The organism is Paenibacillus sp. RC67, assembly GCF_030020805.1.
In the GTDB taxonomy this organism is placed as follows: domain Bacteria; phylum Bacillota; class Bacilli; order Paenibacillales; family NBRC-103111; genus Paenibacillus_S.
Genome location: NZ_CP125098.1, coordinates 1,066,214 through 1,090,884, shown reverse-complemented (window position 1 = coordinate 1,090,884; position 24,671 = coordinate 1,066,214). Strand labels below are relative to the sequence as shown.

The following is a 24,671-nucleotide window of genomic DNA, read 5'->3' as shown; positions in this document are numbered from 1 at the left end:
TGCATGGTTTAAACCCTATAAAATAACCCCACAAAGTGGGGCCTTGGCTTCGAAGCGATTCAGGTTAAAAAAAGAACATCGCTAAGATGCTCTTCGTTCGATTATTATTGGTCACTAAACTCAATATCATTGAAATCAGCTACATAGACGAGTTTATTATCAGGCCGGTTTACAGCAGGAGCAAATAATTCCTTATAAGGCGTATCTGTCATGGCTATCCTGGCATCCCTTTGCTTCCACTGGTCAAATACCCCTTGCGATATCTCAAATGGCAATAATGGCTTAACTGAACGTTTGCTATGAATAACAATAATCTTATTCCCATCTTTAGCAACGACAACATTATTTTTGTAGACCATCTGCAAGTGCTTCTCTTTATCTGTCATAAATGCGCTCATACGTTCCCCTCCAACTAATTATTATAGAGCAATAGATCCTATGAGACAATGGGAATAAAGTCATTTAGCCTATCTTATTAAAGAAAGCTTCCTGATCCTATTATCTTATATAAAAAAATAACCACCCGTTTTACGGTAGTCATTGTCAATCCCTAGGGTAATCAATCCTCATTATATCCATGAAGGGCACCTTTAAGGTCTCTCCGCTTTGTTTAATATGTACTTTCCCTGTGCGCGAATCCAATAAAACAATCTGTCCACGAACCGGTTCTTCCCGTCCCCAAACGGTCAACAGGATCTCCGACTTTTCATAGAAAGCCTCCGTAATTTGGTTCCCTATTTCCTCTAAAACAAACTCATCTCTTGTCGGACGCTTTGGTACTTTGGGTTTGGCCACCTGTCATCCTCCTGATGTCTTTCAAATTTGGTCAATCTATAGAAAGCTTTGCTTGCACTTTGGCTTGTTCAGCTTCTTCTTCAGTAAAGCCATCCTTAACCAATTGCTTTTTTACTCTAATCGCATATAAATCAGCGCCTAATTCTAATTCAGAAGTATCCGCCGCTCTATAGCGTTCCGCCATAAGTTGAATCGCATTGGTTAATAGTTGTTGTTTATCCACTACAGCACCCGCCTCCATATTTTTTTATTAAACCAATATCTTATCATCATAATAACTGAGAACTATCGAGCTTCCTAAGTGTGATGCACTAATGCCCAAAGAAGATAATCTAACAAATACTATATTATCCCTTGAGAATATATGGGCGGAAATGTTATAGGATTCATGTTTTACCCATTCCATCTGTGTTTTATTAGGCAATTTAAATACAATGGAATCCCCATTGATCTCTATATAATTCTTAAAAACCCTTGCCTGAATAAAATCATCTCCATCCAACGTGAAAAATTGGTAGGTTTCATTGTGAGCATCATACACTTCGAAATCCGACGAGCTAACAGAATATTCCCTTGCCCGGTACGTTTTGCTATTGGACTGATCAGGCAGCTTTTTCTCAATCTTTTCTAGTAGTTCCACGATCTTTCCCAGTGCTATAAAAAATATTCCGCTAACAATAGACCCGCCGATAAAGGGAATGCCGAACGGAACAAAGAAGCCTGTTAAAACGCCAATTATAATAATTAAAGCTCCAACAAAATAAAGTATGGATACCATATCAATCTTATTCCCCTTAGTCATTCATATCAACTAATATTATCATATTTAGGAATTAGATTGGGTAAATAAGGAAAAAATGATTGTTTCGAAGCATCGTCATTCGGCTAAGTACTAGTTAAGAATATCTTGGAAGGATGATTATAACATGCCGTGGAAAAAAATGATTATCCCGCTTCGATGAAAAATATGGAAAAACGTACGAGAGACAAAGCGATCGAAATCGCGAATGCTTTGTTAGATGAAGGCTACGAGGAGGGCCGTGCCATTTCAATTGCCACTGCTCAAGCTAAAAAATGGAATGAGGATCATCCTTTGCACCAGCACCATTTAAATGATTCGAGCTCGCACGTAGAGGGACATTCTAATTTCCATGTCGTTCCGGATGGTGATGGATGGGCGGTTAAGGAGGAGGGTGCACACCAGGCCCTAGTTTATATGGATACGAAGAACGAAGCCGTGGAGAAAGCCAAGAAATGGGCTTCTGATGCGAATAAGAGTGCCATTATTCATCGCAAAGACGGCACTGTAGAGACTTCTCATAATTATTCTTAAAATAGCTGGCAAACTTCCTCCTATTCCTCCTTTACTGTCATAATCATCTTCTAATAATGAAAGAAGCCGCCAAAAATGATAAAATGCTGTTATGGAAATGAAGAAAGGCGGAGAACCCTATGGCACATGCATTCACCATCGAACCCACGACATATATCGCCTTTGAAGACGAGGCGGCACAGATCGAGAAATGTAAGGAATGGGGTCTGCTTTCCGAGAAAGCAGCCAAGACCAAAGCGTTTTTTTATAAAGGAAACGGCATGAATATGGCTTGCAGTATTATTGGCTATGTTGATAATATGACGGCTATCATTGAATTCGACAATAAGCAGCTGCACTGCATCCACCCTTCGTACCTGAAGGAAATGCAAGCAGCTAGTTATAGTCAGAGGCTGACAGCAGTTACGGAGGAAGCAGCCGTTCCAGCCGGCGCAGAATCTGTTAAGCCGCAGGAAGAAACAGCTCTTCAAACTGCCAATACCGAAGTTATAACGGCAGAGCCCAAGGCGGAAGCGCCTAAGGCCGCAGAGCCGTCGAAGGGCAAAGCGAAGAAACAGAAGCTGCAGCTTCCAGAGGAAAAGATCAAAATGACGGCTATCATTAAGGAATTCACCACGGTTCCGAACCATTTCTCCGATAATGATGATGAGGTCATTATTTATGAGGCAGTCACTATTGTAGATCCGGAAACAGAGGTCGGCGACGCCTGGTCGAGCCACAGCGCCACACTTAAGAAGCTGGAGCTAGAAGTCGGGGACAAGCTTACCTTTGAGGGCAAGATTGTTGCGAAGAAGCTTACTAAGCATCCTGTGCCATACAAGATCAACAATCCAGCCAAGCTGCAAAAAGCTTAGTTTTAAAAAATAGAGGAGTATGGCATCAGCCTGCTCCTCTTTACGTCTGTTTATTGCTTACAATCGCAGCTAGGTTCCCTTTTTTTAGGTTGATTTATCAGTAAAATCCTCCTTCCGTTCAAAACTATACAAACCCCCGAAAGGCTAGTATGATGGTATGGTGTAAGGTACAAGCTTAACGGAGTTGAAATAATGTTAAACAAAGTAAAACAACTAGATCTGCCCATTCTTTTCATTTTATTCTGCTTCATGATAATCAGCACGGTAGTGATTTATAGCGCTACCTTTGAAACCAGTTTTCAAGGCTTGCACAAGAACAATATCATTACGTTCCTGGTTCTATTCGTACCTATGATTGGCTTAAGCTTGCTTGATTACCGAGCTATTATCCAACACTTATCCTATATCTTATATGGGATAGGCCTTTTACTCCTGATCTTTGTCATGTTCAAGGGGATGGACATTAACGGTTCTCAGCGGTGGCTCAATCTAGGCGTTATGGCGTTCCAGCCCTCAGAGATCATGAAGCTGTTCGTCATCCTCGTATTGGCTAAATGGCTAAAAGCTCGTGACGGACTACCTCTTCGATTTTTCCAAGATCTGCTCCCATTATGCGCCATCTTAAGTGTTCCCGTATTCATCGTGCTGCAGCAGCCCGATTTAGGAACCTCTATCGTATTTATTAGTATTTTTATTGGGATGCTATGGATCGGAAATCTTCGTATCAAGCATGTTCTCATGGGTGTTACCCTGATGGTTGTCGTTGTAGCCGGCATTGCCTCCCTCTACTTTTACAATCTCACCCTGTTCTCCAAAATCGTCAAGCCGCATCAGCTGCACCGGATTCAAACTTTTCTTGATCCTACTGTAGACCCCAATAATAGCTGGCATGTTATGAATTCAATCCACGCTATTGCTGTCGGTGAGCTATCAGGTGAAGGATTTCTTCGTGGAGGTATGATTCGCGGTGGGTTCATCCCTTATGACTATGCGGATTCAATTTTTGTTGTTATCGGTGAAGAATTCGGTTTTATCGGGTGTTCCGTTTTATTGTTTTTATACTTTTTACTTATTTATCGAATGATCCGAATTTCCATTGAAACCAATGATTTAGAAGGCCGTTACATGATAGTTGGCATTACTTCCATGTTCACGCTGCAAATATTCGAGAACATTGCCATGCATATTGGACTCATGCCATTAACAGGTATCGCCCTCCCTTTCATTAGTTATGGGGGCAGCTCGCTACTAACAAATATGCTTGCCATTGGCTTGGTTCTTAGCGTTAGGATGCATAAGAGCTAAACCTGCTTACTTTAATAAATCATCTCGTTGCAGCTGCCCAGCTGCTTCTTTTTTACAACCACTCGTTAAACTTACGAATATACCATGTTTTGACCAGTTGAGTCAGAACACAATAGCTTAACAAGATGGCGACGAGCCATGGGAAATAGCTTAATGGGAGTGGGGTAAGACCTATGCTTTCGCCAAATGAAGAGAATGGAATATAAATACCGGCGATCATGATTGCACTAGTTAGAAGGATGACCGGCCAACTAGCGCGTCTTTGGATAAATGGAATTTTTTCCGTACGAATCATATGCACAATCAATGTTTGCGATAATAGCCCCTCAATAAACCAGCCCGACTGGAATAACGATTGAGCCTCTACATGATTGGCTGCAAATACGTAATACATGACGAAGTAAGTTGCATAATCGAAGATCGAGCTGATGGGACCGATAAAGATCATAAATCTTCCTACTGAAGAGGCGTCCCATTTTTTCGGTTCTTTCAAGAACTCTTTATCCATATGATCCCAAGGGATAGAAAGCTGCGAAATATCGTAGAACAGGTTTTGGATGAGCAGATGAATCGGCAGCATTGGAAGGAACGGCAAGAACATGCTGGATCCCAATACGCTGAACATGTTTCCGAAGTTAGAGCTTGTCGTCATCTTAATATATTTGATAATATTCCCGAATGTTCTACGGCCCTCGATGACACCTTCCTCCAGTACCATCAAGCTTTTTTCCAGCAATATAATATCTGCCGACTCCTTGGAAATATCCACTGCCGTATCGACAGAAATGCCTACATCAGCATCTTTCAACGAAGCGGCGTCATTAATCCCATCTCCCATAAATCCTACGGTATGTCCTTTGCTTTGGAGAGCACGCACTATTCTTGCTTTTTGCAGCGGATTCAGCTTGGCGAACACGGTCGTTCTCTCGGCCAATTCCGCTAATTGTTCATCAGTAAGATGCTCGATGTCGCTCCCGAGACAAATCTGTTTCACTTCCAGACCGACTTCACGACAAACCTTGCTGGTTACTGCCGCATTGTCACCCGTAAGCACCTTGACGGACACGCCATTTTCTTTTAATGCCCGTATCGCCATCGCTGCGCTTTCCTTTGGAGGATCGAGGAAGCCGATATACCCTACGAGGACCATATCGCTTTCATCCTTCACACCATACGCTCCCCCTCTCGGAGTCGAGCTTTTGATAGCCACGGCAATAACGCGCAGCCCATCCGTGTTCAGATCATCTACGAGCCCTTTTACCTCCTTCGTCATCTCTGCAGTCATCGGTACGACTTCCCGGTCATCCAACGCATGAGTACAGATGCTTAGTATTTCTTCCATAGCCCCTTTGCAAATGAGGATATGTTCTTTCCCCTCTTTCTCCAAGACGACCGACATGCGGCGGCGATTGAAATCAAACGGGATTTCATCGACTTTAGTGTAATTTTTTTGCGCACCCAGAACATCCATTAGCTCTGCATGCTCCAATACGGCGACATCCAGCAAGTTTTTTAGCCCTGTCTGATGGTAGCTGTTCAAATAAGCGTATTCCAGCACATTATCATCTTCTCTGCCGTAAATATCCAAATGCTTCTCCAGAATGATTTTATCCTGAGTTAACGTACCAGTTTTATCTGTACAAAGAATATTCATCGCACCCAGATTCTGAATGGCATTCAGCTTCTTCACAACCACCTTGTTGCGAGCCATCGTTGCAGCACCTTTTGCTAGGTTGGCGGTCACAATGACCGGAAGCATCTCCGGCGTTAAACCTACGGCGACAGAGAGCCCGAAGAACAAGGCTTCCATCCAATCTCCTTTTGTAAAACCATTAACGAAAAAGATGATAGGAACCATAATGAGCATAAAGCGGATAATAACAAAGGTGACACTGTTCACACCTTTATCAAAACTGGTCATTGGACGTTTCCCGACGAGCGTTTTGGCCATGGAGCCAAAATAGGTGGAAACTCCTGTGGAAATCACGAGGGCTGTCGCCGTACCACTAATGATATTAGTTCCCATATAGCACATATTGGCGAGCTCCAGCGCGTGAATCGGCCGGCTATACTTATCCCTTATTCTTCTTGCCATTCCACGAGGCATAGTATCCTGCTTTTCAACCGGCAGAGCCTCTCCCGTCAAAGAAGCTTCTGCGACAAACAAATCTTTGGATGTAATTAATCTTACATCGGCCGGGACAAGGTCCCCTGCAGACAAGTGAATGATATCGCCGGGAACCAGCTGCTCCATATCCATTTCTTTTCTTACGGCTTGCCGCGTTACAGTTACCGTTGTCTTGACCATCGCCTTCAACTTCTCCGCAGTTCTGATAGAACGAAACTCCTGAGTGAAGGTGATCAGTACACTGATCGAAACCATCGTACTGATGATCATAACAGCCTCTAAGTCATCCGTGAAATATGAGAACACATCCAGACCCAGCAGAATGAGAATGAATGGATTTTTAAAGCACAAGAGCAATTGTATAAACCAGACTGGAGGCTTATCATGAGCAATCTGATTGAAGCCGTACTGTTCGATTTTCTTTTTCGCTTCCGCTTCCGTAAGCCCCTTATAGCTAGTGGTTAGGTCATCCATCAAGTCGTCCAGGTGACTTACGGATGCCTCGATGAGTCCTTCTGAAATCTTTTTGTTCCATACTTCTTTATTTGTTTTTTCGTGTTTCATTTTCATTACCTCCCCAATCGGTTCCATTGAACTTAAATTAATAGACAAACGCAAAAAAGCTCTCCCTGGATCAGGGAGAGCTGAATGTTAAATCGTTATCCTATTCGCCTACAAGTCAAATGTGCACACTTAAATAAACCTACCTCAATAGTAGGATTTTTGGGAAAATTAAGTATGGGGAACATTTGAGAGCGAACATAACGACTCTCCCTGCTTACATGCTGTTGATAATAACTGTGATAATGACAACTTCGACTACTACTGTCCATGGTGGATGTTCCCCCCTTGTTTCAAATAGAAAAACCCTCTAGCAAATGACTAGAGGGCATAAGAATGCGCACAAAAAAACATCCGCTCCCCCTAGTCGAGTTTTGGCACTATACAACGTAAAGAGATGCTGTCACCTCTTAGCCACCTTATGAAAAGCCTTAATCCGGCAATCCCTGTTCTACCCATTGGCATCTTTCGATGTTTCCGGGCAGTGGCCTGTATTTGTATAGGAGCCTCACCTAACGAGGACATATAAATTACATTTGAATACTACTCCTACAAAATGCATTTGTCAACAACTTTATTTTAAGGTACACGCCAACGTTCTACTATCAATTTACGCTGCTTTCTTTTCTTTTGTTCCATATATTTATTGAAAAAACAATTATTATATTTAAGCTTTACTTGCCATGTCCGCGATTTGTTGCAGCCACGCTGCACGTGTCGTTTCGTTAGACTGGGGTACAGATTCTAAGAAGAGATGATACATAACTTCCAAGCCGCAGTATTCAAAAATTCCTTTGTCGGAAGTTAATCGGAGTGCTTGATCCATTCCACTAGCCGCATATTCAGCATGCGACTTGCCCTGCGTGTTGATAATTACGACCTTTTTCCCTTTTAAAAGTCCCATTTGAACTCCATTCACATATTTGTAAGCAAATCCATAGGAGAATACACGCTCAATGTATCCTTTCATTATCGCCGGCAACCCCGTCCACCATATAGGATAAATAAACGTAATCACATCTGCCCATCTTAAATGCTCTTGCTCCTGTACGACATCTTCGCCTATTCCTCCAATGATTTCACTGCTGCCCAAAGCAGGCTGAAAACCCATCGCATATAGATCGCGGACTACAACCTCATGGCCCTTTTGTTGAAGGCCTTCAACAGCTGTTTCCAGAATAGCATGGTTAAAGCTTTCTTTTCTTGGATGTGCATAAACGATAAGATGATTCATTGGATTTGCTCCTCTCGACTCCGTTATATTTATCGGTTGATCAATAATACAATTGTGTGATTAGTTATTGATTGATCAATCACAATGCTAGAAAAAAATTTCTCTTTACTTCTTCACTAACAAGCCTGGCATCTCCATCGCCATCGATACATTACAAAGCATTCCTCTAGCCAAAAAATCCGATGTCCGTTCTTCCGCATCAGGTATTCCAGCTTGCACAAAAGCATCTTCTACCAGCTGTTTCACTTGCCCCATCCCCTGCCTCATAGCATCGCGGATCGGTGTTTCGCGAATTGTCTGGGCTTGCATTTGAAGTAAAATTTCACTGCGATGCGATTCCATAACTTCCTCATAGGCTCTAATCAGGCCTATCTCTAATTGCTCAGGAGACGCTGTGTCGATCACGCGTTGAAATGCTTGTAAAATTCGCTGCCAAGATACCTCCAGCGCTTCCACCAGCAAGGACTCCTTCGTAAAGAAACGATACACGTAGGGCTGGGAAATGGAGGCGCGTTCTGCTACTTGAGCCGTAGTTGCACGGTAATAGCCAATTTCTGCAAATACTTCAATAGCGGCAGATACAATGTCTGTACGACGATTAGCGGAAGATGCATTTCCTTTTGCCATAACAGGTACCTCTTTCATTACATTATTGATTGATCAATCACTAATCACAAATTCATTGTATGTTAAACATGATTCATTTGCAACTATTAATTATATATAATCTTATTATTTTTTTTGAGTCTCGATATTCGATGACGATGCTCTCCGCGGCGGACAAAAAAGACTGGCTACGGTCGGTGAAGATGGATCGTTTCCAGTCTTTGTGAGTTGTAATTCACTTTGGCATACAAAACACTCCTTTTGGGGGTGTTTTGTAACGTCTATTTGGCACTTATTGGAACGACAATTGTCATAAATCGTATGTTAATTAGTTCCCGCGGCTCCTTGCAGTTTTAAACTCTTTGAAATGTTGTTAGAAAGATTAATGAGCTCACTCAGAGCTTTATATAAAGGGGATTCCTCCTCAAGTTCCTCCTGCCTTTTGGTCAATCGATCAATAAATGTGTTCCAAAAATCTCTTTCACAAGCTTTCAAAATGTCCGGCCTTAATTTAAGTACCTTTGTTATGCCATGTATTTCAGATGCATCTTTTCTTTCTACAATTTTATAGAACCCATTATTAACCAACTGATTAATGTATTCCTCTGTGAGCATAACTTTATCTGAAAATAATTCACTAGATAGCTCATGTAAAATAATTAACACTGGATTATCACTATATGTAATGAGTTGACGCAATTTTTGAGTTACACTACTTTTATAGTTACTGTGGATAATTGTGAAGAAATTTAAAAGCTCACCTTGCATTATAAAATTCTCTTTATACCCATTTTCTATAATCATATCCACGTACATATCAGCATAGTCAACACCTAAGGTGTATCGGTTATCTGGTAATTTAACCAAATTCTGCGACAACTCGTATATATTCCCTCGCTCGGAGAAATGCTCCTTCCAAGTTTCCTTATTCCATTCTGAAAGTTTATCAAAAATCCATTCAAGTAATTTCTCTCTCTGAGTTACCGGGAACTCAGTTAACACTTTAAGATATAATGGTACTAGTTCTTCTTTTAACTCATCAGTTAATAAAAGCTCAACAAAATTATTATCTTCAGTATATTTTTCAGCCATTTTTATGGATTCCGTCGGAAACAAATTATAAATAATTTTAAATTTGTTAAAATAAACTAATTTTTCAATGTAAAAATTATCTGTGCTATTTTTAATAATTTCTTCCAATATAATTTTCGACAATAATCCTAATTCTCCATCTTCAGTTAGATTATTAATTAAGTAATTAACATCTCCATACTGCTTGTAAGAGTTTACTAAAGCAACTAAGATATCTCTATAAGAATTTGGACTAGAGAGAAAAGATTTCAAGTAACCCTCACCTGTAGCTGAGTAACCTGGATATGAATTAGTAAAGAGTTTTCCCAATATATAGTAACTACAAATCAATATTCCGGAAATATGATAGTGTACACTGTTGTTCCAAGAATAGTAAAAATGTTGTAATATATATCCCTGTGAGTACATTGTATTAACTTGTGATCTGATGTCCTCATTATAATGATGCATTTTAAAAAGTTGTAATAACAAATTAGTGAGCTTGTTTAATTCATTCATACCGAGATCACTGGTTGAATCTAAGTTAATCATTCTATTATTAATTATTGTGAATACTTCTTCGCTACCTATAATTTGTCCTGATTCTGTTAGATGTTTGATGGCGCTAATCTCTGTATCGTTATAACTATTTTGATTGATTCTTCTTATCAGCTCCTCTTCTACTTCTTGCATATCTACATTATGGCTTATTACAGGTAGTAGATCGATATACTCTTTTTTTAATGCAGCTGAAAAGTCTAAAAACATTTGATTACTTACTGGAGCAGGTATACTCTTCAATTCATCATAATATTCGTTTTCTTTCAAATATTGGGTTATTCCCTGTATTGTACTGAGCCAGATATTTGCTAAATCATTTTCAGCATCATTTAATTTATTAATATTTACTAGAAGTTTTTTTCTATCGGGATGTCTTCGTAACAATTCTAAATATCCCTTGCCATGCAATTTTTCTAGTATAGACCAACTATTAATTTTTGCAGATGCTTTTAGAAGGATATCCCAAACGTGATTCAAGCTTTTTAATTGCCCATCATCTTTGACCTTAATATAGGACAAACAATAAGATGTTAACAACAACGAATTGTCAGAACTTTCATAATTAGGTCTATCCTCAACAATTATTTTCTCTAACACTTCGAAGAAGCCAGGCTTTTCCGATAATTCATTAATATTATTAATATCGCCATTCGACAACGCTATTGTAATTTTCGGTCCTAATATTATTTGGATGGCCTCTTCTTCTTGTACATTTAAAAACATAGAGGCTATATTGGCATAATGATTCTCTGTCAACAAGTCATTGTATTGATTAAGGTCAGAATCCATATTAATTAAATTGCTATATATGTCTTCATTCAATAGCTTCATAGAAGCATAAAAAGCCTGATCTTGAAGTGGTATCTCATCTCCCCATATTGCATGTGCAGAAGCAATTTGATTAATGTATAATTTTATAGCTCTAGGAGTAATCAAATCGTCTTGACGTTTTTTAATATAATATAAGAGAAATACTCGATAAACTTTATAAAAATCATCTTGGTTCAAGTGCTCTGGAAAAACCCTGTTTAATAAATCTAACATGTACTGTTTCCATTTTGATAAAGCTGGTGGAGGAACATCGAAACGTATCTGAACTGTCTTTTCGATTAGTGAATTTGCTAAACTCTTATGACTAGGATTATCGTCATTCTTTTTAAGTTTGTTTTCAATAGCCTTTATATCAATCGGTAACACAATCCATAGTCTTTTCTTCCATTGCAATTCATTTTCTAATTTTTCAGGAAAACTGAGGAAGGTCCGCATTGTCGACCAAGTTTTAAGAATATCATCTTCACTTAATCTGTCTAAATTATCGATTACAATAACTAATTTTCTATTTTTATATTTAGATAAAGCATCTTTAATTATGTTGTTAAAATCAGTTTGAAATTCTATTGATGAGGGTTCCGGGCTTTCTGCAGTTTCAACTTGTGTAACAGATTCTGTTTTATTCAAAAAAACACTTAAAATATTTGACGACTTTTTAGTGAAGAGGTAGTAAAATAACACCAGAACCGGACTTATTGCCATAAGAGCGAGTAGTACTCCCCCCCACATTTGAATGGGAGCTGCTATTTGAGGGATAGTTTGCCAGGTTAGTACACCTGATGTATTTTGAGTAGGATAACTAATTTTATTAATCCCTAATAGCCCTACTACTGACAACGCGGATGCCATTATGAAATGTTTACCCTCTCTAGTAATCACGGGAATTGACTTGGTATCTGTTACTTTCAGCTTTTTTGATAACCTAGTACGAGTTTCTTTCCAATCTTCCCCTTTAATCCATTTGCCATATTCTAATGAGTCTAATAATGTTTCAAGAAAACTACGTCTAAGTAAGTTGCCCTCATGCTCCCATGCATCAAATTCTACAAATTTAATATTACTGTCGGTTTCTTTCCTCATAATAGAAATTATTGAGGATTTACCACTTCCCCACTGGCCTGTTAGTGCAATAGTCTTGCTTACTTCTTCCGTTTGTATGACATTAATTATTGTTTTAGAAAGTCTGTTGTGTGCCGCGAAATCATTACTTACTGTCGGGACATCTTCTAGAAATAATGTTTTACACTTTTTTTGTGGCATATAAAATCCCCCTATTTAGCTACTAGTAGTAATTGTATAGTAAATATTACATTCACTTTTATATGTCAGTATAAACTCGTATTTGAAACTTGATGAACTTCTATTAACATACTCCCCTTTCAAAAAGATCCAACGCGTCACCTACTACTCTTTCGCATTTAATTCCATTTTACAACATATTTTTACTACGAATTCTAAAATTTTCACAAAAAAGCAGGAATGCTTAATGTACATTCGCTGCAAATAGTTAAAAATATTTAAGCTTAGGCTGTGACATTAGTTTAAGTCTGGACATTGACTCCATCCTATGTCCAATGATGAATTCTTCACCATTCTACCTCCTAAATACTCCCGTTCCAACAACTCTTTAACTCTTCTCTTCAAATCCTTATCATGTTCAATTAAGTAAACAAAAGAAACGCCCTTCTCCTCTAGTATATTTTTAATGATCGATAGTTGAGGTAACTCACCATCTACTATCATAGTAGGCACAATTTCTTCTTACTCTTCTGTAAATCTCATCTGCTCTGGCTCTATGCGACATTCTTTCTATTCTCCGCACGCTTTTCATTTATGTATATCAACAATCCACTTTTTCGATTTCCTGGCTTGCAATGCGCTAAATCACTTACAATTGGGATTCTTTGAATTGGCTAAAAAAATTGACGCATCAAACTATAATCAGTTTGTGCGTCATTTTCTATATCAAAGATTTATAAAGTAGTGCCTTTCTAAATACAAACTTTCCTAAATACTACTAACGTTAGATTCTATGTCTTCGATTTTAGATAAAAAGTAATCCCTTGTAATTTTATCAAAATTGAAAGCAGTTCCCGTTATTTTTTCAGAGAAATACTGCAATAAAGGTTTAGAATGTCTCATCATTTCTTTTTCTAAATCTTCTGATCGAACTGTTGTTTTATTATCCTTAATTTTCAACCTAACTTCTAACAAAGCAAGTCTGGTCATACTACTGAAGATTTCTGACATTCTATTTTCCAAAGTTGATTCGGGATTTATTTCTTTTGTTAAAATGTTACCTACATAAGGAATAGCTAATAAATCAATCATTTTAAAAATCGAAGCTTTTGCTGGGCGAACTCTTTCTAAACCGAGATATGCTTGAAATAATCCGTATTCAATGTCCATATTTGTATTCTCTTCGCCCATTAGCCCTTTCGCTTTTTGAAAATGAACACGTGCTGTATCATACTCCTCAATTTCTAAAAACTCACTACCTAATAGACAATGTGTTTCAACAGGCTGGAATATTGAATCTTCTACATGAATTGCTTCCAAATGGACAACTGCTTCCTCATGTCTTTGAAGTCCACTCAAACTCAATGCAATTATAAAGTGGTAAACGTATTTGAAACTATTGATTTCATCATAAAATTTTTTAGGATTGATGTTATTAATTATTTGATACGCACCTTCAAAATCATTGTTATTAATTAAATTAAAAGCCCACATGAAATATGAAGGCATAAGCGAAACACTTTCTTTTATTGATTCAGACAGTGTTGACAATACTTCATATGCTTCTTCATACTTGGCATTTAGAAGTAGCGCCGCTAATAATTTACTTGAACTTTCTTCAGTCGGTACAGGGTACATTCTATTGATAAACTGAGTAAATTCGGAAAGATATGTTTGTGGTTTATCCTGAAGCAAACTATAAAGAATATCCGATTTTAGTTCAATTAAATATTCGAGGGTGGGTGCAATTCGTAACCCTTCTTCAATTGCCGCTCTCGCCTTTTCTTTATGGTCTGTTTCAAAGTAACACTTTCCCAGCCAGTAATACACATATGGAAAGCGAACAACCTCCAGTCTCTGCCTTACAGCTTTTTGAAAATATTTACTTGCTTCTTCTGGATTATGGTAATAACGATAATAAACCATTCCCAAAGCACATAATGCTTCAAAAAGTTCTGGGTTAGCATCTAGTGCCAATTCGTACATCTCAATTTCTTTTTCATGTTGATGGTTCATTCCATATGCCGTTCCGAGATTTTTCATAACCTCTGCATTTTCAGGTAACATTTCGAATGCAAGTTCAAAATACTCTATACAAGAATCAATATCATTTTGGGTTTCAATAATAGAAAGATAGGATGTCCCCAGGTTATAATAAATCCTTCCAAGCGACTTGTTGTTTGTTTCGTCTACCATTATCATATGAAGTTGTTTTTCAAAACACTCAATTGCTAAATGTACTAATTTTTTATTACCTTCCATAGCTCCTTTTTCAGAATAAATAGAGCCTTTGTTAGCAAGTATACTTGCAGTAAAAGCGTCACTTATTTCATTATTAATTCTATCTTCAATTCTCAATATACACTCCAGAGCTAAATCATAATTGAATTGATTATAGTAAATGCTTGATTCAAAAAATAATAACGAGATGTATTGCTCTGTTGAAAGATGGGTTGTTATGGCTTCCTGAATTAAAGATAGACATGCAGGGTAGTTCCTATCAGTATAAAGTTCAATACAAAGTGTATAGTAATATGTAAAATCCTTAACAACTTCATTTGCTTGACTGTGTTCTGACGTTATTAACTTCTGTTTTATTGATTCAACATCTTTCTGTATTGAGGGAAGTTGAGAAACTACTTGTAAGATTTGTTCAACGTTCAATTCTCCTCTTAATTGTAGTAGCGCCATGGACTTATTCTCGTTTGTTTGTGCAAGTATATATTGCGATTGTGAATACGAAATAACTTTTTCCACAAATGATATCTTCTCATATTCTGTTAAATTATGATTAGAGAGGATAAAATATTGTTCAATTTCATTAGCTAACTTTTTTGCATCATATGTATGAAAACCAAATCTCTTATTTTCAGAATACTCCTTTTCAAAGAACTGTTTAAGCCCTTTCTCTTCCCAATAAACGGACTCTTGAATTCCATCCTGCTCTGTTTTCGTTGATAAATATTCTCTGTAATGTGAAGCCCCTTTATTTAGTGATTTTACTATCAGACTTAAGGTGGCAGACTGTGGATTCTTCATTTTATTCCAAAGCGTCATACTGCCTCTTATTATTGCGCCAACTGTTGCTCCTACGCTGATCATTGTAATCACCTACCAAGGTTAGTTTTAATTATTATATTATCTAAGTATAAATTAACAAACTCATTTTCGTCTAAAACGAAGTATGTTAACAATGTAATTTAATATGTAGTGAAATGCTTATCGATACTAGAGTCTAATATTTTAGGCATAGAAAGATATGTGGATAATATTGTGAATACATAAAATTATCTCATCTTTCAGCATAGAGTTTATTGTGAGAATAAGATTCACTTCATCCTAAATATCATCTTATGGAGCAGGCTGGCTGCCGCCTCCTTCTTCAACCTATAAAAACAATATTTTTCCCCATCATATCTAATTGGGATTTATTAAAACGCCAAAAAACCTATGTATAAGGGGTTAACGATTCTTTTGTTGTTCATTTTTGTTTTCTCCCCAAAACTATAGGTAAAATATCAGTATGCATACCTATTGCTTGATGTCAGTCGTAATTTCCTTCAAACGGGTTTGTACTAGTCCCCTTTTATTGAAAGCGCATATATTTAATTGTTAAATTAAAAAGACTACAAGCAAGCACAAATGAAGACTCGATGCTTGCTTGCAATCTTTATTGAAGAACAAACCATTGTTATGCTCATACGATCTTCCAATGTTTTAGCTTCTTTACTGTCGCCAACTGTAGCTGACTTATCTATATTATGAAAAACAAATGGGATTTCTGCCGTATGCGTTGCAAGAAACAGTCCAGGTGAAACTGGAGACTCGTATGTAAACATATAGGCATAGACTGGTGCACCATTCTGATCTGCTTTATGTGACATAATTTTTAGGCTAGGCATACGAATCATCGTGTCGACGAAGAGTGCATCGGCTTTTGTCTTATTTGGATAAGCTTCCTTAAAAGCGTTGGCAATTTCTTTTGCCTTATCTCCGTATTTTGCATCTAATCTAGCGTTTACTTCTTTTTCACTCCAAGTTGTCTTATTCCCATTCTGAGACCCGTTTGTATTTGACATAGCGCTAAAAGCTTCCCACTCAGCCAAATTCGTACCAATTAAAAGCGGAATATCCTTTCCTGCCTCTGCGAAAGAATCCTCAGTTACAGCGTGGGTAGGCATATAATCACCATCTACAACTGGTTCCCATTCCATAGAATAACCACCAAATGGTCCTGGAATGCTAAACTCATTAGCTGCCTGTTGAAGTGCCAGATTAGACTGTTCAGTCAGTTTTTCATAATCCACATTCTGTAGATCCTCAATGCTATCCTTTGTAATTCCAAGATTCTTTAGATTCATGCAAGGATTAAGCAGATGAATTCCATATCTCCTTAATAATAGCATGAATAATTATTTTCTTAACTTTAAATTAATGATCTCTAAAATTTCAATTTGGTTATCCATATTTAGTTTTCTAAAAGAACTTACTAATTCATTTTCAAAAAGAGTTAATTCCGAATTACTAAGGACCATTTTCTTTTGACCATCAAAGATCTGCTTATCAGTCGTGCCAGTAAGTAACCACTCTAGCGAACAATCAAAATTTCTGTATATCGAAACAACCGTGTCTACGGCTGGTTTACTTTTTCCTGCTTCTATATCACCCAAACTACCTTGAGAAGCCCCAATTAAATTTGAAAATTCAACCTGATTTAAGTTATGTTCTTTCTCAACCTTTTTATGTTTTCACCAATAATGTTCATGGAAGCCTCCCCTTGAAAATAACGATTTATGACAGTAGTCATTCCAGAAATTTTCAAGATTAAATTCACGAACTTCTATTCGCTAATTATTCTATATTCTTCCCGCTCTTACAACACATAGAAAATCCCGATGTATCAAGGCTTTAAGCCACATCGGGACTAGTCTAAGTAGTGACAAAATTACGTTCCAAATCTATGACAAATGACGTTCCACACGATGACAAAGTGGATTACAACTCATAGTCTTTCGTATTTACCTAACCCCCCGCTGCCGCATCGCCTCAAAAAGCACGACTGTCGCAGCCATTGCAGCATTCAGCGACTCCGCGCGTCCTTGCATTGGGATAAGGATGTGCTCTGTCGCCAAGGCAGACACTTCCGCCGAGACACCCTGCCCTTCATTTCCGACTACGAACCAAACGGGCTGTCGGAAGTCGTACTCGTAACAGCTCCGCTTGCCCTGAAGGCTTGTCGTTACAATGGCAACGCCCTGTGAGGATGCTTGAGGAAGCGCATCCCGCAAGTCGCCTCCTTGCACTATCGGGAGGTGGAATAAAGAGCCCATGGTAGAGCGGACGGTTTTGGGATTGTACAAATCCACCGTGCCGCGGCCCAGCAGAACTCCTGTAGCTCCTACCGCATCGGCACTGCGGATAATAGTTCCGAGATTACCCGGGTCCTGAATACCGTCAACAACCACAACGAGTCCCGGTGCAGCAGGGTCCATCAGGCTTTCCTGCGCCCAGCCAAGCTTAGGCAGTACGGCGAATGCCGCCTGCGGTGTCAACGTATCCGTACACTTAGCAAGTACCTGCTCGCTTACGGCAACACACTCTATTCCTGCATCTATGGCTTGCTTCAGCATTCCGGCAGGCAGCTCGTGCTGCCGGTCATCAGCGACGACAAGAGTGTCGATTGTCGCTCCCGATTCCAAAGCTTCCTGCACCAAGTGCACACCCTCGATAATGAACTGGCCTTGCTTGTCGCGGCCTTTTTTGTCCAGCAGCTGGGCCCATGCTTTGACACGGGCATTCTGGACGGAAGTAATAGATGAATCCAACAATGTCATAACAACAGCCTACTCTGCAAATGTTTTTTCGAAATGATTCAAATCTTCATTTTTTCCTACGATAACAAGCACATCCTGCTCCCTGATCAAATCCTCCGCACTAGGCGCAATATTCATATGGGAGCCCGTTCTAATCGCCATCACGTTGCAGCCATATTTCGCACGAATATCCAGCTCTCGCAGGTTTTTGCCGATTAATGTCCGCGAAGCCTGAACTTCAATAATGCTGTACGCATCGGACAGCTCGATATAATCTAATATATTGGATGAGATCAAATGATGCGCAACCCGCTGCCCCATATCCCGTTCCGGATAAATGACTTTATCTGCACCGATCTTTTTCACCACTTTACCGTGAAGCTCATTTTGGGCTTTCACGACTACTTTGGGCACACCAATTTCCTTTAAGATGATGGTTGTTAATATACTTGACTGAATATCTTGCCCTATTGCCACGATGACAACGTCAAAATTGCGTAGTCCCAAGGAACGAAGCGCTTCTTCATCCGTTGAATCCGCCTGCACTACATGCGTTACGATATTCGAAATTTCTTGTGTTCTTTGCTCACTGCTGTCGATAGCTAATACCTCATAGCCAAGGTCGGATAGCGTCTTCGCTACACTGGAACCGAAGCGCCCCATTCCGATAACGGCGAATTGCTTTTTCATGGAACTCACCCCTTTAAATTTTCGCAGTCAGCACACTTCCAAAAACAGATCACATATGTATATCCAAACCCGAGAAAAACATATCTTTAGTGCCGTTTTATTTATTATACCATAAAATGCCCCCATCATAACGGAGCATGAACAGAGCTCTTTTGGAGCATAGTAATCGGGTAAAACAAGTGATGAAAAGTGAGGGCATTTCCATGAACTTAAACCTGAGACAGGCCATTATTCAACGCGTGACCAACAAAGACGATGAGGAGCTTTTTGGCGTTATCGAGGGATCTATCGGAGGTCAGGAGCAAGTATTGCCCGGTTTAGGCGTATTGTTCGAGATCATTTGGCAGAATAGCAATCCGGACACACAAGCGCAGCTCGTTACTACTCTTAAGGAACATTTGGCGTAATACGATTAAAAAACCGCTATGATGAATGGGCAGCAATCACACAGCATGAACTTAGCTGCTAGTGATTGATCCGCGCCTTCATACAAAGCGGTTTCTCTTTATACAAATAAATTAGTCCAGTACACCCTTCACCAAGCCGGTTGGCATCGCTTGAGGTTTCTCGCAGCTGCTTTGCATGATGTAATGCTTGCCATCGTTGGAAGCATCGTGGAATCCGTGCATCGCTTCCAAAACATGATAAGCAAGTTCACCGTTAGCACGGTTGATTCTTCCGTTCTTAATCGCATAAGCCATATCTAGCACACCGAGACCTCTACTGTTATCCGCATAGCCATACATCAACGGAATTTCACTGAAATCTTTGGCATCCTTCCGGCGGATATGCACCGGACCTCCGAACGTATTGGGATCAGGTACGCTCAACGTTCCCTCGCTCCCATAAATTTCAATTCGCGGTACTTGTGCCCCGCCAAAAGCATCGAAGCTCGTAATGATCGTTCCGATAGCTCCGCTGTGAAAATCCATAACACCCGCCACATGAGTTGGAGTTTGTACTTGAATCGTTTGGCCGAACTTTGGCTGACTTGTAATGGTGCGTTCCGGATAGGAGATTTTGGCTGACCCTGTCACTCGTTGAATAGGGCCCAACATAGCTATTAGAGCTGTTAAATAATACGGTCCCATATCGAACATCGGTCCGCCGCCTCGAGCATAATAAAACTCAGGGTCCGGATGCCAATGCTCATGTCCGCGTCCAATCATGAAGGCCGTAGCTGCAACAGGAGTGCCAATCCAGCCATCTTCAATCAACTTGATGCAGGTTTGAATTCCCCCACCAAGGAAAGTATCTGGTGCGCTTCCTACCAGCAGGCCACGTGATTTAGCAGCAGCTAAAATACGCTGTCCTTCTTCACGGGTTACGGCAAGCGGCTTCTCCACATACACATGCTTCCCTGCCTCCAGCGCCTGAATACATACATCAGCATGAGCCGCAGGAATTGTCAGATTGATGACCAAGTCAATCTCAGGATCAGTGAGCAGCTCCTGTACGGAGCAAGCCTTCGGTATCTCGAACTCCTCAGCACTCGCTTGTGCTCTTGCCACATTCAGGTCAGCGCAAGCTTTAACTTCCAGAACATCGAATGTCTTGCAGTTTTTAAAATAAATGCTGCTGATTTTTCCGCAGCCAATAATGCCGATTCTTACCTTCTCCATGCGTGTGATTGCCTCCCCTATATGTGAATGGTCAACATTTGCCTGTTAGTTACTGTCACCCATACCGGTATACTCGCTTTTATTAGATGCAGCGCCTTGAGCCGCTGCTTTACCTTCAGCCGCCCACACAAAACCGCGGCGCATTAATTCTTTGACCGGCGGCATATCGACGATGTCCGCATGATGCCCGAGGGAGCAATAATAGACTCTGCCCACACCCCAGCGTTTTGTCCAAACGACAGGCATATCCACAGCTTTATTCAGTGAATGCGGTCCCTCTACAACAGGAAACCGTGTCGTTGCTAGCACCTCCACGGCTGGATCGACGTGCAAGTAATACTGCTCGCTTTTCACAGCAAAGTCCGCAATGCCCTCTACCAACGGACTGGAGCTGTGCTTCACATTGACGACATATTCGACACCATCGTTTCCTGGATGAGCTACCCACTGCCCCCCAGTCATAAACTGCCAATCGACATTGGTACGGAATGAATCGCACATTCCACCGTGGCATCCTGCTAGGCCTACTCCCTTTTGCACGGCTTCAGAAACGTTCTTGACCTGGTCTTTCGTAATTTCTCCCATCGTCCACACTGGAACAATTAGATCGAGCGATAGCAGCTTGTCTGCATCCGAGAAGGCGTCTAATGTATCAGATACCTCCACCTCGAATCCGTTCTCCTCCAGCACGCTGCGGAAGATGTCGGACACTTCCTCCGGCTCGTGGCCTTTCCAACCGCCTTGTACGATTAACGCTTTTTTCATCCCGCTGCACGCTCCTCTTATACTTCCTCGATTTTGACCCAACGACGCTCGGCTATCGACCGGTCGACCGCTTCCAATACTTCCTGGCATTTTACGCCATCCACGAAATTGGGAACCGGCTGGCGGTCCTCCTCCAAAGCTTGCATCAGCTCAACCACTTCGTGAACGAAGGTGTGCTCATAGCCGATCGTATGACCGGCAGGCCACCACGCATCCATGTAAGCGTGTGCAGCATCGGTAGCAAGAACACGCCGGAAGCCCTGCACATCAGCCGCATCCTCGGTAAAATACACCTGCAGCTCGTTCATTCTCTCAAAGTCGAATTTCACACTGCCTTTGCTTCCGTTGATTTCGAATGCATTCGTACAGCGATGCCCCGGCGCAAACCGAGTTGCTTCAAAGCTGCCAAGCGCACCGTTTTCAAAACGGCTCATAAACAGCGTAGCATCGTCAACAGTAACCTGGCCCCTTGGCGCATCCTTGCTTCCTTTGGCGCTAAGGCCTGTCATCGAGGTGGGAAGAGGCCGCTCTTTAACGAATGTCTCGCTCATGCCAATGACTTCCGTCATTCCACCAACCAAATAATGCGCCAAATCAATAAGATGTGCACCGAGGTCGCCGTGGGAGCCTGAACCGGCTACTTCCTTTTGCAGCCTCCATACAAGCGGAAAATCGGGATCTACAATCCAATCCTGAAGGAACCACGCACGGAAATGATAGATCTCTCCAAGCCTTCCTTCATCGATCAGCTTCTTAGCCAGCTGAACAGCAGGAGCGAACCGGTAGTTGAAACCCACCATATGCTTCACACCGGCTTCCTCAGCAACCTGCAGCATTTCGCGAGAATCGGGAAGCGTAAGCGCCAGCGGCTTTTCGCAGAACAAGTGCTTGCCCGCTCTGGCGGCGGCCAAAGCAATTTCCTTATGCGCATCGCTAGGAGCATTAATATCGATGACATCAATGTCATCCCGCTTAAGCAGTTCACGCCAATCGGTGACATAGCCTTCCCAACCGAATTGCTCCGCTGCCTGAGCCACTCCCTGCTCATCACGGCCGCAAATCAGTTTCATGCCTGGTCTTGCTGCTTTAGGAAAAAACATATGTAAATCACGATAAGCATGACTATGTGCCTTACCCATAAATTTGTAGCCGACCATCCCGATATTGAACTGCTTCATCTTCGTCCTCCCGCGTAAAATTTAGTGAAATGAATACCCTTCAGCACAGTCCACTTAGAAGCTTAGGAACAAGCAGCTGTGCCCGGCTAGTTACGTTCATCTCTACTCCGTAGAACTATTGCTTCGTGCAAGATTGTCGAATAATGAGCTCCGTATCCAGCTTGAGCTGAATGCCGTCTCCTCCTCCGCCAAGCTGATCCAGCAAACGTTCAGCCGCAAGGCTGCCCATTTCGTAGAACGGTACAGCTACGCTCGTAAGCGGCGGATCGGTCACCCGGGCAGCATCGGAATTATCGCACCCGATAATGGCAAAGTCCCGTCCTGCCTCAAAGCCTCTCTCTCGAAGCCCCTGCATCAAACCAGTTGCCATCCTGTCGTTAGCTGAGAATATAGCATCCAGCTCCCCGATGTGCTCAGCCATCAGAGCTGCAGCCCGATAACCGCTTGTACGGCTGTAATTGCCCTCATAGTACCAGCTTTGATACTGCCTCGAATCGATTCCTGCTTCCTCCATAGCTAGCTTGTAGCCATGCCATCGGTCGCCACTGCTTGAGAATTGCGGAGAACCATTCAAGAAGGCAATTCTGCGGTGTCCTTTATCCAACAAATATTTGACCGCACGGTAGCTTCCCCCCGTATGATCCGCATCCACTTCATTGAACTGCTCTCCGGCAAAATGCTGATTGACCAAGCAGAACGGATGTCCTGCCGCTTCCAGCTTCTTCAGCTGCTCTCTCTCCCGAGGCGTGTCTCCCGCACCCAGAATGATGCAGGCATCCACCTTTTGCGAACGAAAAATATCCGTATACTCGCTCTCATCCTCCGGTGATCGGAACATCAGCAGCAGATCATAGCCTTTCTCGCGTACTTTGGAGCCTATACCGCTTAATATCTCGGCAAAAAAATACGTTGAAAACAAATGCACTTTAGGCACATACGGAAGAACCACGCCTAAATTGCCGCTTCTGCGGCGGGCGAAGCTCTGAGCAATCGCGTTGGGATGATAGTTTAGTTTCTTAGCTGCTTCCAGTACCCTCTGCTTCGTCTCCTCCTTCATCGGCCCTAAGCCGTTAAATACCCGGGAAACGGTAGCTTCAGATACGCGCGCTAACTCAGCGACTTCCTTCCTGGTTACAATATGCGTTCTCTCCTTTTCTTAAGGTTCCGGACCGGTGCATTACCGTTCCAAAGATAGATTTAGCTTTTTATCCTCAAAATGTACACGCGTTCATTTTCTCATGCATCCCAGAAGATGTCAATTGTTTCATTGTCTAATTTCTCGTATTTCATGTGCCGATACTAGTATTGATATTCATCCCTCAAGAGTCTATGCTTGAAGTAACGATAACAACGAATTCAAGGAGTGTTTTCCGTGAAGCTGCTAGTTGCCGAGGACGATCTGTCCGTATGCGAAATGCTGCAACTTTTTTTTCAGAAGGAACAATACCATACTACCTTTGTCAATGATGGAATTACGGCACAGCGGCGTATCGACGAAGAACCCTGGGACTTCGTGATTTTAGATTGGATGCTTCCAGGTAAAGACGGCATCAGCCTATGCCGGGACCTGAGACAAAATCATCAGACACCTGTTATTTTGCTTACTGCCCGCGATCAAGAGCAGGATAGGATCAAAGGATTGGAGCTTGGGGCGGATGACTATGTAACCAAACCATTCAGTCCCATGGAGCTGATCGCCAGGATGAAAGCTGTGTTACGGCGCTACAAGATCGGCACTGCGGATCAGAAGGAAGCTGTATCTAGCCCAGAGGAATCTCACGGTTTCAGTACACTAAAGCATAAGTTCATTACGATTCAGCTTGAATCGAGAACAGCGATCGTACAAGACCATGAGATCACTAACCTGACACCGAAGGAATTCGATTTGCTCTGTTTGTTCGTCCAATACCCGAAGAAAGTATTTACTCGTGAGCAATTACTCGAAAGCATATGGGGTTACGACTATATTGGGGAAGAACGTACGGTTGATGTACATATCAAGCGACTGCGTAACAAAGTCTCTACGCCGGATTGCGCATTGATCGTTACGGTCTGGGGAGTCGGCTATAAGCTGGAGGAATAAGA

The 24,671-nt window shown here is 41.2% G+C and carries 21 protein-coding genes, 1 pseudogene and 1 riboswitch; of the genes and pseudogenes, 5 read left to right on the top strand and 17 right to left on the bottom strand.

Going from position 1 to position 24,671, the window contains the following annotated elements:
- Positions 1-104: 104 nt before the first annotated feature.
- From QMA13_RS05085 to QMA13_RS05070, 4 genes are all read right to left on the bottom strand, one after another.
- Entirely contained in the window at positions 105-398 is a 294-nt protein-coding gene (locus tag QMA13_RS05085; RefSeq protein WP_282939930.1) for a hypothetical protein, read from the bottom strand.
- 145 nt (positions 399-543) lie between these two features.
- Positions 544-795 carry a YolD-like family protein gene (locus QMA13_RS05080; protein WP_282939928.1) on the bottom strand — a complete coding sequence of 84 codons (252 nt, stop codon included), beginning with the start codon at positions 793-795 and terminating at the stop codon, positions 544-546.
- 31 nt (positions 796-826) lie between these two features.
- On the bottom strand, positions 827-1,018 hold the full coding sequence (locus QMA13_RS05075) for a hypothetical protein (RefSeq protein ID WP_282939926.1): 192 nt from the start codon (positions 1,016-1,018) through the stop codon (positions 827-829).
- Between the two features lie 27 nt (positions 1,019-1,045).
- Positions 1,046-1,573, bottom strand: coding sequence for a hypothetical protein (locus QMA13_RS05070; protein WP_282939924.1), 528 nt, complete (start codon positions 1,571-1,573; stop codon positions 1,046-1,048).
- 189 nt (positions 1,574-1,762) lie between these two features.
- Between QMA13_RS05070 and QMA13_RS05065 the strand changes: the two genes are divergently transcribed.
- From QMA13_RS05065 to QMA13_RS05055, 3 genes are all read left to right on the top strand, one after another.
- Positions 1,763-2,128 (top strand): DUF2188 domain-containing protein, encoded by a 366-nt coding sequence (locus QMA13_RS05065; protein ID WP_282939923.1) that lies wholly within the window; start codon positions 1,763-1,765, stop codon positions 2,126-2,128.
- 119 nt (positions 2,129-2,247) lie between these two features.
- On the top strand, positions 2,248-2,982 hold the full coding sequence (locus QMA13_RS05060; protein ID WP_282939922.1) for a hypothetical protein: 735 nt from the start codon (positions 2,248-2,250) through the stop codon (positions 2,980-2,982).
- Between the two features lie 192 nt (positions 2,983-3,174).
- Positions 3,175-4,287 carry an FtsW/RodA/SpoVE family cell cycle protein gene (locus QMA13_RS05055; RefSeq protein ID WP_282939920.1) on the top strand — a complete coding sequence of 371 codons (1,113 nt, stop codon included), beginning with the start codon at positions 3,175-3,177 and terminating at the stop codon, positions 4,285-4,287.
- Positions 4,288-4,339: 52 nt separating this feature from the next.
- On the opposite strand, the gene mgtA is transcribed toward QMA13_RS05055, so the two are convergent.
- The 9 genes and pseudogenes from mgtA to QMA13_RS05010 all read right to left on the bottom strand — a co-directional run bounded on the left by mgtA (position 4,340) and on the right by QMA13_RS05010 (position 19,030).
- Positions 4,340-6,979 carry a magnesium-translocating P-type ATPase gene (mgtA, locus tag QMA13_RS05050; RefSeq protein WP_282939918.1) on the bottom strand — a complete coding sequence of 880 codons (2,640 nt, stop codon included), beginning with the start codon at positions 6,977-6,979 and terminating at the stop codon, positions 4,340-4,342.
- A 349-nt stretch (positions 6,980-7,328) separates the two neighbouring features.
- A riboswitch (M-box (ykoK) riboswitch) is annotated at positions 7,329-7,503 on the bottom strand.
- Between the two features lie 140 nt (positions 7,504-7,643).
- On the bottom strand, positions 7,644-8,210 hold the full coding sequence (locus QMA13_RS05045) for an NAD(P)H-dependent oxidoreductase (protein ID WP_282939917.1): 567 nt from the start codon (positions 8,208-8,210) through the stop codon (positions 7,644-7,646).
- 105 nt (positions 8,211-8,315) lie between these two features.
- On the bottom strand, positions 8,316-8,837 hold the full coding sequence (locus QMA13_RS05040) for a TetR/AcrR family transcriptional regulator (protein WP_282939914.1): 522 nt from the start codon (positions 8,835-8,837) through the stop codon (positions 8,316-8,318).
- A gap of 303 nt (positions 8,838-9,140) precedes the next feature.
- A complete protein-coding gene (locus QMA13_RS05035) occupies positions 9,141-12,539 on the bottom strand; it encodes a P-loop NTPase fold protein (protein ID WP_282939912.1) in 3,399 nt (1,132 codons plus the stop codon).
- 747 nt (positions 12,540-13,286) lie between these two features.
- Positions 13,287-15,620, bottom strand: coding sequence for a tetratricopeptide repeat protein (locus QMA13_RS05030; RefSeq protein ID WP_282939910.1), 2,334 nt, complete (start codon positions 15,618-15,620; stop codon positions 13,287-13,289).
- A gap of 524 nt (positions 15,621-16,144) precedes the next feature.
- A complete protein-coding gene (locus tag QMA13_RS05025; RefSeq protein ID WP_282939908.1) occupies positions 16,145-16,879 on the bottom strand; it encodes a carboxylesterase family protein in 735 nt (244 codons plus the stop codon).
- Positions 16,880-16,930: 51 nt separating this feature from the next.
- Positions 16,931-17,236, bottom strand: a pseudogene (locus QMA13_RS05020) (helix-turn-helix domain-containing protein); the annotation flags it as partial.
- 300 nt (positions 17,237-17,536) lie between these two features.
- On the bottom strand, positions 17,537-18,352 hold the full coding sequence (locus QMA13_RS05015) for a TrmH family RNA methyltransferase (RefSeq protein WP_282939907.1): 816 nt from the start codon (positions 18,350-18,352) through the stop codon (positions 17,537-17,539).
- A gap of 9 nt (positions 18,353-18,361) precedes the next feature.
- Positions 18,362-19,030 (bottom strand): potassium channel family protein, encoded by a 669-nt coding sequence (locus tag QMA13_RS05010; RefSeq protein ID WP_282939906.1) that lies wholly within the window; start codon positions 19,028-19,030, stop codon positions 18,362-18,364.
- Positions 19,031-19,224: 194 nt separating this feature from the next.
- Here QMA13_RS05010 and sspI point away from each other — a divergent pair, with 194 nt between their 5' ends.
- Positions 19,225-19,428, top strand: coding sequence for a small acid-soluble spore protein SspI (gene sspI, locus QMA13_RS05005; RefSeq protein ID WP_282939904.1), 204 nt, complete (start codon positions 19,225-19,227; stop codon positions 19,426-19,428).
- Positions 19,429-19,539: 111 nt separating this feature from the next.
- Here sspI and QMA13_RS05000 read toward each other — a convergent pair whose 3' ends face one another.
- The 4 genes from QMA13_RS05000 to QMA13_RS04985 all read right to left on the bottom strand — a co-directional run bounded on the left by QMA13_RS05000 (position 19,540) and on the right by QMA13_RS04985 (position 23,724).
- On the bottom strand, positions 19,540-20,643 hold the full coding sequence (locus QMA13_RS05000) for a Gfo/Idh/MocA family protein (protein ID WP_282939903.1): 1,104 nt from the start codon (positions 20,641-20,643) through the stop codon (positions 19,540-19,542).
- 45 nt (positions 20,644-20,688) lie between these two features.
- Positions 20,689-21,408 carry a ThuA domain-containing protein gene (locus QMA13_RS04995; protein ID WP_282939901.1) on the bottom strand — a complete coding sequence of 240 codons (720 nt, stop codon included), beginning with the start codon at positions 21,406-21,408 and terminating at the stop codon, positions 20,689-20,691.
- Between the two features lie 17 nt (positions 21,409-21,425).
- A complete protein-coding gene (locus QMA13_RS04990) occupies positions 21,426-22,586 on the bottom strand; it encodes a Gfo/Idh/MocA family protein (protein WP_282939899.1) in 1,161 nt (386 codons plus the stop codon).
- Positions 22,587-22,701: 115 nt separating this feature from the next.
- Positions 22,702-23,724 (bottom strand): LacI family DNA-binding transcriptional regulator, encoded by a 1,023-nt coding sequence (locus QMA13_RS04985; protein ID WP_282943262.1) that lies wholly within the window; start codon positions 23,722-23,724, stop codon positions 22,702-22,704.
- Positions 23,725-23,958: 234 nt separating this feature from the next.
- Here QMA13_RS04985 and QMA13_RS04980 point away from each other — a divergent pair, with 234 nt between their 5' ends.
- The gene (locus QMA13_RS04980; protein ID WP_282939898.1) at positions 23,959-24,669 is read left to right on the top strand and encodes a response regulator transcription factor; all 711 of its coding nucleotides are present in this window, start codon (positions 23,959-23,961) and stop codon (positions 24,667-24,669) included.
- Positions 24,670-24,671: the final 2 nt, after the last annotated feature.

What these genes read in the sequence shown, in the direction of transcription:
- QMA13_RS04990 (WP_282939899.1), bottom strand. Translation starts at nt 22,586, where the DNA reads ATGAAGCAGTTCAATATCGGGATGGTCGGCTACAAATTTATGGGTAAG.
- QMA13_RS05085 (WP_282939930.1), bottom strand. Translation starts at nt 398, where the DNA reads ATGAGCGCATTTATGACAGATAAAGAGAAGCACTTGCAGATGGTCTAC.
- QMA13_RS05045 (WP_282939917.1), bottom strand. Translation starts at nt 8,210, where the DNA reads ATGAATCATCTTATCGTTTATGCACATCCAAGAAAAGAAAGCTTTAAC.
- QMA13_RS05015 (WP_282939907.1), bottom strand. Translation starts at nt 18,352, where the DNA reads ATGACATTGTTGGATTCATCTATTACTTCCGTCCAGAATGCCCGTGTC.
- QMA13_RS05035 (WP_282939912.1), bottom strand. Translation starts at nt 12,539, where the DNA reads ATGCCACAAAAAAAGTGTAAAACATTATTTCTAGAAGATGTCCCGACA.
- mgtA (WP_282939918.1), bottom strand. Translation starts at nt 6,979, where the DNA reads ATGAAACACGAAAAAACAAATAAAGAAGTATGGAACAAAAAGATTTCA.
- QMA13_RS05055 (WP_282939920.1), top strand. Translation starts at nt 3,175, where the DNA reads ATGTTAAACAAAGTAAAACAACTAGATCTGCCCATTCTTTTCATTTTA.
- QMA13_RS05060 (WP_282939922.1), top strand. Translation starts at nt 2,248, where the DNA reads ATGGCACATGCATTCACCATCGAACCCACGACATATATCGCCTTTGAA.
- QMA13_RS05000 (WP_282939903.1), bottom strand. Translation starts at nt 20,643, where the DNA reads ATGGAGAAGGTAAGAATCGGCATTATTGGCTGCGGAAAAATCAGCAGC.
- QMA13_RS05025 (WP_282939908.1), bottom strand. Translation starts at nt 16,879, where the DNA reads ATGAATCTAAAGAATCTTGGAATTACAAAGGATAGCATTGAGGATCTA.
- sspI (WP_282939904.1), top strand. Translation starts at nt 19,225, where the DNA reads ATGAACTTAAACCTGAGACAGGCCATTATTCAACGCGTGACCAACAAA.
- QMA13_RS05065 (WP_282939923.1), top strand. Translation starts at nt 1,763, where the DNA reads ATGGAAAAACGTACGAGAGACAAAGCGATCGAAATCGCGAATGCTTTG.
- QMA13_RS05070 (WP_282939924.1), bottom strand. Translation starts at nt 1,573, where the DNA reads ATGGTATCCATACTTTATTTTGTTGGAGCTTTAATTATTATAATTGGC.
- QMA13_RS05040 (WP_282939914.1), bottom strand. Translation starts at nt 8,837, where the DNA reads ATGGCAAAAGGAAATGCATCTTCCGCTAATCGTCGTACAGACATTGTA.
- QMA13_RS05030 (WP_282939910.1), bottom strand. Translation starts at nt 15,620, where the DNA reads ATGATCAGCGTAGGAGCAACAGTTGGCGCAATAATAAGAGGCAGTATG.
- QMA13_RS04995 (WP_282939901.1), bottom strand. Translation starts at nt 21,408, where the DNA reads ATGAAAAAAGCGTTAATCGTACAAGGCGGTTGGAAAGGCCACGAGCCG.